Below are 9515 nucleotides of genomic sequence, written 5' to 3'. Positions count from 1 at the left end.
GACTGCTGTGGCGGGACATCGTTGACGCCTTCCGGCATGTCGCGGGACATCGTTGACACCTCGCCCATTGGGCTTCTGCCATGTCGAAGAACAAGGTCATCGTCGTCGCAGTCCTTGAGGGTGGGATGTCCAAGGCCGAAGCAGCCCGCCGGTACGGCATCAGCCGCCAATGGGTCCACCAACTCATCGCCCGCCACGCAGCCGAAGGAGAGGCCGGCCTCGAGGCCCGCTCCCGGCGGCCCCGCACCAGCCCGCAGCAGACGCCGGCCAACGTTCAGGAGAGGATCCTGGTCCTACGCGCCGACCTGCAGGCCAAGGGCCTGGACTCCGGGGCCGAGACCATCGCTGCCCATCTCGGACGCGAGGGCCTCCCGGTGCCCGCGAGCACCACCATCCACCGCATCCTCCGGGCCGCCGGCGCGGTCGCCCCCGAACCCCACAAGCGTCCCAAGTCCTCCCTGCGACGCTTCGCCGCGGCCCAGCCCAACGAGACCTGGCAGTCCGACTTCACCCACTGGCACCTGGCCGACGGCACCGACACCGAGATCATCGACTTCCTCGACGACCACTCCCGCTGCCTGCTCCACCTCACCGCCCACCCCAGGACGACCGGCGCCATCGTCGTGGACGCCTTCCTGGACACCGCACAGGAACACGGCCTGCCCGCCAGCACCCTGACCGACAACGGCATGGTCTACACCACCCGCCTGGCCGGCGGGAAAGGAGGCCGCAACGCCTTCGAGAGCCTCATCGCAGGGCTCGGGATCGTCCAGAAGAACGGATCCCCCGGCCACCCCCAGACCCAGGGCAAGATCGAGCGCTTCCACCAGACCCTGAAGAAATGGCTCCACAGCCAGCCTCCGGCCCAGACCATCGAGGACCTGAACGACCAGCTCACCAGATTCCGCCACGTCTACAACCACGAACGCCCCCACCGCGCGCTCGGCAGGCACACACCCGCCGAGGCCTACGCCCAGACCCCCAAGGCCGGCCCCGCGGCCGCCGCCCAGGGGGCACACTTCCGCGTCCGGACCGACCGCGTCGACGCCGACGGCAAGGTCACCCTCCGCCACGCGGGACGCCTCCGTCACCTCGGCATCGGCCGCGCCCACAGGCACAAACGCATCATCCTGCTCGTCCACGACGCCGAGGCCACCGCCATCGAGCACGGCACCGGCGAGATCCTCGCCGAATTCACCATCAATCCCACCCGCGGCTACCAGCCCAAAAAACAGAACACCCCCGGTCCGAAGACCGGGGGTGTCAACGATGTCCCGCCACATCCGTAAAGGATGTCCCGCTACATCACAGACCCCGCAACCTAGGGACTTGACCCCACAACGTTGAGAGGTGACCCAGCAAAGCTGCGGGGTCACCTCTTGTGGGTGGGGGGTCAACTCCCGTGGGCGCGGGGTCAGCTCTTGCCCGGGGGTCGTGCGCGGCTGGAGGGCCTTCTTCTCGGATGGCCCCGTCCTTCTCAGACGGTCTCGACGACGTCCTCGTACGCGAACTTGGTCTTCGCGGGGCCCCATGCGTCCTCGCCGGGGCGGCCGATGTTGACCACGAGGAAGCTCTTGCGGCCGCCCCCGGGGAAGAAGTCGGCGTCAATCGCGGAGAAGTCCGCGCCGGTCATTGGGCCAGCGGCGAGACCGAGGGAGCGAACGGCGAGGATGAAGTACCCGGCCTGGAGGTGGGCGTTGTCGCGGCCGGTGCCGTAGCGGACCACGTCGTCGTCGAACATCGCCTTCAGCCCGGCTGCCTGCGGGAGGAACGTCTCGAAGTGCTCGTGCCACTCGGTATCGAACGCGAGCACCGCGACGAGGGGGGCGGCGAGTGTCTTGGCCTGGTTGCCGCGGTTCATGTGCTGCACAAGGCGCCCGCGGGCCTCGGCCGAGCGGACGAACGTGACGCGCAGCGGCTGGTTGTTGAACGCTGTCGGGCCGAACTTGGCCAGCTCATAGATGGCCTGTGCCTGCTCGTCGGTCACTTCGCCGGTGAACGTGTTCGCCGTGCGGGCCTCGGTGAAGAGTGCGTCGACTGCGGCGGCGTCGAGGACAGCCTCCTGGTGCGCGATGCTCATGCGGGTTCAACTCCTTGCGACGGCCCGGGCGACCGTTCTCCATCAGGCGACAACCCGCCGTCATTCGTTTCGCTTCCCGCATCGAGCGGTGACATCCCCCACATTCGCGCCAAGAGGCCCTTGACCGGCGTGACGGGCCTCACTAGTCTGAAGCGAGTGAATGAAGCTTCATTCACATTGAATGCCAATTCAGTTCACACCAGTTCGCCCGGAGGCCCCATGCAGACCAGCGAAGCCCGCAACGACGCCGCGGAGGCAGCACGTTCCGCGCTCGTCGACTCCCGCAGGAGGCAGCTGCTCAATGCCGCAGCCCACCTCCTCGGCGGGGCGGGATCGCAGTCCGTCTCGATGCAGAATGTGGCAGACGAGGCCGGCGTGAGCGTTGGGCTCATCTACCGCTACTTCGGCAACAAGCAGGAACTCGTGCAGGCCGTGATCGAGGACGTGCTGCACGAGTTCAGCGTGCGCGTGGCCTCGGCAACCGCGGACCAGGCCGATCCAGTGCGCCGCATCGCTGCGGCGTTCGCGGGGTACTGCGCCGTGGTGCAGGAGCTCCGCGAGGCAGCCGTCCTGGCCTACCAGGAGTCCAAGACCCTGGAGCCCGAGGGACGCGAGACCATCAAGAACCTCGAGGTCGAGAGCGCAGGACCGCTCATCGCGGCGGCCCGCGACGCGTTCGATGCCGGCCTCATCCGGGACGTCAACCTGCAGGTCTTCGCCTACGGCCTCCTGACCACGGCCCACCTGTGGGCCCTCAAGCACTGGTACTTCGGCCGCTTCATGACCCACGAGCAGTACGTGGCCGAGCACACCGCGCTCGCCCTCTCCTCCGTGATCCGGCCCGAGCACCGGGCCGCCTACGCAGACCTCCTCGGCAACCTCGCCTGAAAGGACAGCCATGACAGACCAGACCACCACCGCCACCACCTCGAGCTCGAGGGCCACGGCCGCGCCCGCCGTTCCCGCGTTCGAGGATGTCGTCTACGAGCGCCGCAACGCCGCCGCGATCATCACCATCAATCGCCCCGAGCGCTACAACGCGTTCCGCGGCAAGACCGTCGAAGAGCTCATCAAGGCGTTCCGGCTCGCGTGGGCGGACCACGGCGTGCAGGCCGTGATCCTCACGGGTGCCGGCGAGAAGGCCTTCTGCACGGGCGGCGACGTGAAGCAGCGCGCCGAGACGGGCGACTACGGGTCCACCGAGTCCGGCATGTTCGAGATCGGCAACCTCCACAAGCTAATCCGGGACATCCCGAAGCCCGTCATTGCGGCCGTCAACGGCGTCGCGGTGGGCGGCGGCCACGTGCTGCACGTCCTGTGCGACCTCACGATCGCGTCCTCCACCGCCCGCTTCGGGCAGGCCGGCCCGCGCGTCGGATCGTTCGACGCCGGGTTCGGCTCGGCCTACCTCGCCCGCGTGGTGGGCGAGAAGCGCGCCCGCGAGATCTGGTACCTGTGCCGCCTGTACGACGCCGCGACCGCCGAGCGCTGGGGCCTCGCCAACACGGTGGTCGAGCCCGAGCGCCTCATGGACGAGGCGATGGACTGGGCCGACGAGATCGCCGAGAAGAGCCCGACGGCGATCCGCTTCCTCAAGCAGTCCTTCAACGCGGACACCGACCACCAGGCGGGCCTGAGCAACCTCGCGATGTCCGCCCTGGACCTCTTCGTCGCCTCGCCCGAGGGCGCCGAGGGCGCCGCGGCGTTCGCCGAGAAGCGCACTCCGGACTTCGCGAGCAAGGTCCAGTACCACTAGGACCCCACCCCGCCCCCACCTCAGCGTCGAGAGAAGAGCAGCGAACGCCATGGACTTCACGTTCACAGAATCCCAGCAGCAGTTCATCAAGGAAGCCCGCGAGGTCGCGGACCAGATCGCCCCCGGCTACAAGCAGCGCGAGACGGACCGGCGCATCGAACCCGAGCTGCGCCGCGAGATGGGTGGGCGCGGCCTCATCGCCCCCGAGCTCCCCGTCGAGTTCGGCGGCCGGAGCGAGCAGCGCCTCACGTCTGGCCTCATCACGGAGGAGATCGCCCGCGGCGACTTCAATGTCGCGTACGTCCAGGTGGTCGGCTCCCTCGTGGGGCAGATCCTCGCGAGCAACGCGACCCCGGAGGTCGCCGCCCGCTGGGTCCCGCGCATCACGAGCGGCGAGGGGATCGTGGCGATTGGCCTGTCTGAGCCGAACGCCGGCTCCGACGCCGGCAGTCCCTCCCTCACGGCCCGCCGCGAGCGCGGCGGCTGGGTCCTGAACGGGACCAAGTCGATGTCCTTCGCCCTCCAGGCGGACGCCGCTGTCGTCTTCGCGAAGACTGACCACGGCCAGGGCCGCGGCCGCGGAATCAGCGCGTTCATCACGGACCTGCACGCCGACGGCATCGAGCTCGAGGCCGTGGACGACATGGGCACGAAGGCCGTGACCCGCGGCTTCGCCCACTACTCGAACGCCTGGATCCCTGACGATCACCTCCTCGGCGCCGAGGACCAGGGGTTCACCCAGGTCATGCAGGGGTTCGACTTCTCGCGGGCCCTCATCGGCCTGCAGTGCATCGGCACCGCGGCGGCCACGGTCGAGGAGACGTGGGAGTACGTCAAGGGGCGTGCCGCCTTCGACCAGCCGCTGAGCAGGTTCCAGGGCGTCGCGTTCCCGCTCGCCGAGAGCGAGACGCTCCTGAGCGCGGCCCGGCTCCTATGCCACCAGACCTTGTGGCTCAAGGACAACGGCCTCCCCCACACGGCCCAGGCCGCGATGTGCAAGTGGTGGGCACCGAAGACCTCCTATGACGTCATCAACTCCTGCCTCCTCCTGCACGGCCAGTTCGGCTACCGCACGGACAAGCCAATCGAGCAGCGCCTCCGGGACGTCCTGGGCCTGCAGATCGGCGACGGAACCGCCCAGATCATGAAGATGATCATCGCCAGGAACATCGCGGGCCGCGCCTACGCGCCGTGAGCCCCGCACTCACCACGCCAAGGAGAATCATGGGAAAGCTCGAGAACAAGATCGCGATCGTCACCGGCGGTGCCTCCGGCATCGGCAAGGGCATCGCCACCAAGCTCGCCGCCGAGGGCGCGACCGTCGTCGTGAGCGACCTCAACGAGCCCGCCGCGAAGGAGACCGCCGCGGCGCTGGGCAACAGGTCCATCGGCGTGCGCACCGACGTCACGTCGCGCGAGTCGGTGGACGAGATGGTCCGCGCCGTGCAGGCCGAGTTCGGGCGGATCGACGTGCTCGTGAACAACGCCGGCTGGGACAAGGTCGGCCCGTTCGTGGACAGCGACGTCGCCGACTGGGACCGCGTCGTCGCGATCAACCTGTACGGCACGCTGCACTGCAGCCAGGCGTTCCTGCGCGCGGTGGCGGGCCAGGAGCGGGCCACGGTCGTGAACATCGCGTCCGACGCCGGCCGGGTCGGCTCCTCGGGCGAGGCCGTCTACTCCGCGGCGAAGGGCGGCATCATCTCCTTCAGCAAGACCCTCGCCCGCGAGACCGCCCGCCAGGGCTTCACCGTGAACTGCGTGTGCCCCGGGCCCGCCGATACCCCGCTCTTCGCAGGGATCAGCGCCGAGAACCCGAAGCTGCGCGCCGCGCTCGAGAAGTCCATCCCGCTGCGCCGCCTGGCCCAGCCCGAGGACCTCGCCAACGCCGTGGCCTTCCTGGCCTCGGACGAGGCTGCGTTCATCACCGGCCAGACCCTCTCGGTCTCCGGCGGACTCACGATGGCGTGAGCACGCCCTCCCCTGCCTCACTAGCCGAACGGACATCACCATGAGCTCGCCCTTCGAGATGCTTCCGCTGCCGGAGAACGCGGCGGACTTCAGGACCAACAGGTACTGGAAGGACCGTCTCCTCATCGACTACTTTGACGACGCCGTTGCGGCGCACCCCGACAAGGTTGCCTCGATCGACGCCTCCGGCGCCAAGACCTACCGCGAGATGGCGGACGAGGTCGAGGCCATCGCGGCTGGACTCGTCTCCCTCGGCGTCGATGCCGGGGACACCGTCTCGATCCAGCTGCCGAACCGGCACGAGTGGATCGTCGCCCACCTCGCCACCGAGCGTGTCGGCGCGGTGACCAACGCGCTCATCCCTATCTACCGCGATCGCGAGATCGAGTACATGGCCAAGAAGGCCCGCGCCAAGGTCATCTTTATCCCTGAGACGTTCCGGGGCTTCGACTATCCTGCGATGATCGAGCGGCTCCGCGGCGGACTCACGGACCTGCATCACGCCGTCGTGCTCGGAACGGGTCCCGCAACGGCTCGAGCACCCGAGGGTTTCCTCTCGTGGTCTGACCTCGCCGGGCGCGGCCGGGCCCGCGGGCTCTCCGCCCAGGAGGCCGCCGCGCGGCGCCCCGACCCGGACTCGCTCGCGCTCATCATGTTCACCTCGGGCACGACGGGACGCCCCAAGGGTGCCATGCACAGCCACAACACCGTCCTCTCGGGTGCGCTCCCGTGGCCGGACCGGCTCGGGATGGACGACTCCTCGGTGATCCACATGGCCTCGACGTTCGGCCACCTCACGGGCTACCTCTTCGGCGTCGCGCTCCCCATCATGCTCGGCGCCACGGGGGTCTTTCAGGAGGTCTGGCAGGCCGCCGAATTCGTGGAGCTTGTGGAGAGGCACGGCATACAGCACACCTCAGGCGCCACCCCGTTCCTCCAGGACATCCTGACCGCGCAGAACCTCGCGGACCACAACCTCTCGAGCCTCGTGCGCTTCTGTTGCATGGGGGCGCCGATCCCCCGCGCCGTCGTGCACGCCGCGAAGGACAAGCTCCCAGCCCTGAACGTGTTCGGCGGGTGGGGCCAGACCGAATGTTGCCTCGTGACGATGGGCAGCCCGCAGGACCCCGTCGAAAAGGTCCTCGACTCCGACGGCCGCGTGCTTCCCGGCATGAAGCTGCGGATCGTCGACGACCAGGGCCGCGCCGTGCCGGCGGGAACCGAGGGCCGGATCCAGGTGCGCGGCCCGTTCCTCTTCCGCGGCTACCTCGAGCAGCTCGACGTGACGCGGAACGAGTTCGACGGCGACTGGTTCGACACCGGCGACCTCGGCACGCAGGACGATGACTCGTACGTGCGGCTCGCAGGCCGCACCAAGGACATCATCGTGCGCGGCGGCGAGAACGTCCCCGTGGCCTACGTGGAGAACGTCCTCTACGAGCACCCGCGGATCGCCGCCGTCGCGCTCGTCGCAGTCCCGCACCCCCGTCTCCAGGAGATCGGCGGCGCCGTGGTCCAGCTCAAGGACGCCGACCCATTCACGCTCGAGGACCTCAGGGCATTCCTCGAAACGAAGGGCCTCGCCAAGCCGTACTGGCCGGAGATCCTCAAGGTCGTCGCCGACTTCCCGCGGACCCCGAGCGGCAAGATCCAGAAGTTCAAGATCCGGCAGGAGCTGTCGGAGGAATTCAGCCAGGAGGCAAAGGCGTGACCACGCACAGCAGCGGCTCGGTCTTCGGGCCAGCCGACCTCACGGGCCTCGACGCCCAGCTCACCGCCGAGGAGAAGGACCTGGCCCGCGCGGTCCGCGACCTCGTCGACACGCACATCCGCCCGAACATCGCCGGCTGGTACGAGCAGGCCGTCTTCCCCCGCGAGATCATCCCCGAGCTCGCGAAGCTCGGCCTCCTCGGCATGCACCTGACGGGCTACGGCTGCGCGGGGCGCTCCGCCGTCATGTACGGTCTCGCGGCCTCGGAGCTCGAGGCCGGCGACTCCGGCCTGCGCACCTTCGTCTCGGTCCAGGGCTCGCTCGCGATGTCCGCGATCCACAAGCACGGCTCCGAGGAGCAGAAGCAGCACTGGCTGCCCGAGATGGCGGCGGGACGCGCCGTCGGCTGCTTCGGGCTGACGGAGCCGACGGCGGGCTCGGACCCGGCCTCGATGCGCACCACCGCGGTGCAGGAGCCGGGCGGCGACTGGGTGCTCAACGGCGCCAAGCGGTGGATCGGCCTCGCGACGCTCGCCGACGTCGCGATCATCTGGGCCCAGACGGGCGAGCACGGCGATGCCCGCGGCGTGCGCGGGTTCGTAGTCCCCACCGACACGCCCGGCTTCCACGCCGTGGCGATCGAGCCCAAACTGTCGATGCGCGCTTCGGTCCAATGCGACATCACGCTCGAAGACGTCCGGCTCCCCGCCGACGCGATCCTCCCGGGCGAGAGCGCGATCGGCCTCAAGGGCCCCTTCGCCTGCCTCAACGAGGCCCGCTACGGGATCATCTGGGGCGCCATGGGCGCCGCGCAGGACAGCTTCGAGGAAGTGCTGCGCTACAGCTCCGAGCGGACCCAGTTCGGGATGCCGCTCTCCGCGTTCCAGCTGACCCAGGCCAAACTCGCGGACATGGCGCTCGAGATCAACAAGGGCTACCTCCTCGCGCTCCAGATCGGCCGCGCCAAGGACGCCGGGACCCTCAACCCGACCATGATCTCGGTGGGCAAGCTGAACAACTGCCGCGAGGCCATCCGCATCGCGCGGGACGCCCGCGAGATGCTCGGCGGCAACGGGATCACGCTGGACCACTCCCCGCTGCGCCACGCGAACAACCTCGAGTCCGTGCGGACGTACGAGGGCACTGACGAGGTGCACGCGCTCATCCTCGGCCGCGCGCTCACGGGCGTCGGGGCCTTCGCGGCGGCGGGGCGGTAGGGGCATGGAGACCATCACCACGTCCCTCGACGGCGCCGTCGGAACCATCACCGTCAACCGCCCCGAGGTCCGCAACGCCCTCTCGAAGACCGTGCTCGGCGAGATCGGCGCCGTCCTGGACGCGTGGGAGGACGACGCGTCCGTGGGAGCCGTCGTTTTCACGGGCGCTGGCGAGAAGGCCTTCGTGGCGGGCGCGGACATCACCCAGCTCGCGGGCTACGACCTCGCGTACGGGCTCGCCGCGCACATGCAGAAGCTGTACGACCGGATCGAGGACTACCCCAAGCCCACGATCGCGGCGCTCAACGGCGTCGCGATGGGCGGGGGACTCGAGCTCGCCATGAGCTGCGACATCCGCATCGCGGCCGTCGGCGCGAAGATGGGCCTGCCCGAGGCGACCCTCGGCGTCCTCCCGGGCGCGGGCGGGACCCAGCGGCTCACGCGGCTTGTCGGCACCGGCCGCGCCGTCGAGATGATCCTCACGAGCCGGGTGCTGACGGCGGGCGAGGCCGAGCGCTACGGGCTCGTGACCGCCGTCGTGCCTCGCGAGGACCTCGGGGCGACCGCCGCCGCGACCGCCGCGACCATCCTTTCCAAAGGCCCGCTCGCGGTGCGGCTCGGCAAGCTGGTGATCCGCCAGGGCGCCGATGCCGACCAGAAGACGGGTCTCCTGCTCGAGAGGCTCGCGCAGACCCTCCTCTACACGACCGAGGACAAGGCCGAGGGCGCCGCGGCGTTCCTTGCCAAGCGTCCCGCGGAATTCGCGGGACGGTGAGCGGC

At 69.4% G+C, this 9515-nt stretch carries 9 protein-coding genes; 8 read left to right on the top strand and 1 reads right to left on the bottom strand.

Going from position 1 to position 9515, the window contains the following annotated elements:
- Window positions 1–80 precede the first annotated feature (80 nt).
- Window positions 81–1289 (top strand): IS481 family transposase, encoded by a 1209-nt coding sequence (locus tag RBS60_RS14260; protein ID WP_307958229.1) that lies wholly within the window; start codon window positions 81–83, stop codon window positions 1287–1289.
- Window positions 1290–1477: 188 nt separating this feature from the next.
- On the opposite strand, the gene RBS60_RS14255 is transcribed toward RBS60_RS14260, so the two are convergent.
- Entirely contained in the window at window positions 1478–2080 is a 603-nt protein-coding gene (locus tag RBS60_RS14255) for a malonic semialdehyde reductase (protein ID WP_307958228.1), read from the bottom strand.
- Between the two features lie 219 nt (window positions 2081–2299).
- Here RBS60_RS14255 and RBS60_RS14250 point away from each other — a divergent pair, with 219 nt between their 5' ends.
- Genes RBS60_RS14250 through RBS60_RS14220 form a run of 7 tightly spaced genes read left to right on the top strand, consistent with a single transcriptional unit; the run spans window position 2300 to window position 9510 of the window.
- The gene (locus RBS60_RS14250; RefSeq protein ID WP_307958227.1) at window positions 2300–2968 is read left to right on the top strand and encodes a TetR/AcrR family transcriptional regulator; all 669 of its coding nucleotides are present in this window, start codon (window positions 2300–2302) and stop codon (window positions 2966–2968) included.
- A gap of 10 nt (window positions 2969–2978) precedes the next feature.
- On the top strand, window positions 2979–3836 hold the full coding sequence (locus tag RBS60_RS14245) for an enoyl-CoA hydratase-related protein (RefSeq protein ID WP_307958226.1): 858 nt from the start codon (window positions 2979–2981) through the stop codon (window positions 3834–3836).
- Between the two features lie 49 nt (window positions 3837–3885).
- The gene (locus RBS60_RS14240) at window positions 3886–5031 is read left to right on the top strand and encodes an acyl-CoA dehydrogenase family protein (protein ID WP_307958225.1); all 1146 of its coding nucleotides are present in this window, start codon (window positions 3886–3888) and stop codon (window positions 5029–5031) included.
- Window positions 5032–5060: 29 nt separating this feature from the next.
- Window positions 5061–5807, top strand: coding sequence for a 3-oxoacyl-ACP reductase family protein (locus RBS60_RS14235; RefSeq protein WP_307958224.1), 747 nt, complete (start codon window positions 5061–5063; stop codon window positions 5805–5807).
- A gap of 40 nt (window positions 5808–5847) precedes the next feature.
- The gene (locus tag RBS60_RS14230) at window positions 5848–7518 is read left to right on the top strand and encodes an AMP-binding protein (protein WP_307958223.1); all 1671 of its coding nucleotides are present in this window, start codon (window positions 5848–5850) and stop codon (window positions 7516–7518) included.
- On the top strand, window positions 7515–8735 hold the full coding sequence (locus tag RBS60_RS14225; RefSeq protein WP_307958222.1) for an acyl-CoA dehydrogenase family protein: 1221 nt from the start codon (window positions 7515–7517) through the stop codon (window positions 8733–8735). The genes RBS60_RS14230 and RBS60_RS14225 overlap by 4 nt, the downstream gene beginning before the upstream one ends.
- 4 nt (window positions 8736–8739) lie before the next feature.
- Window positions 8740–9510 (top strand): enoyl-CoA hydratase-related protein, encoded by a 771-nt coding sequence (locus RBS60_RS14220; protein WP_307958221.1) that lies wholly within the window; start codon window positions 8740–8742, stop codon window positions 9508–9510.
- The last annotated feature ends 5 nt before the right edge of the window (window positions 9511–9515 follow it).

It is taken from the genome of Sinomonas sp. ASV486 (assembly GCF_030908215.1).
GTDB lineage: Bacteria > Actinomycetota > Actinomycetes > Actinomycetales > Micrococcaceae > Sinomonas > Sinomonas puerhi.
This window is presented reverse-complemented; position numbering and strand designations above follow the sequence as displayed.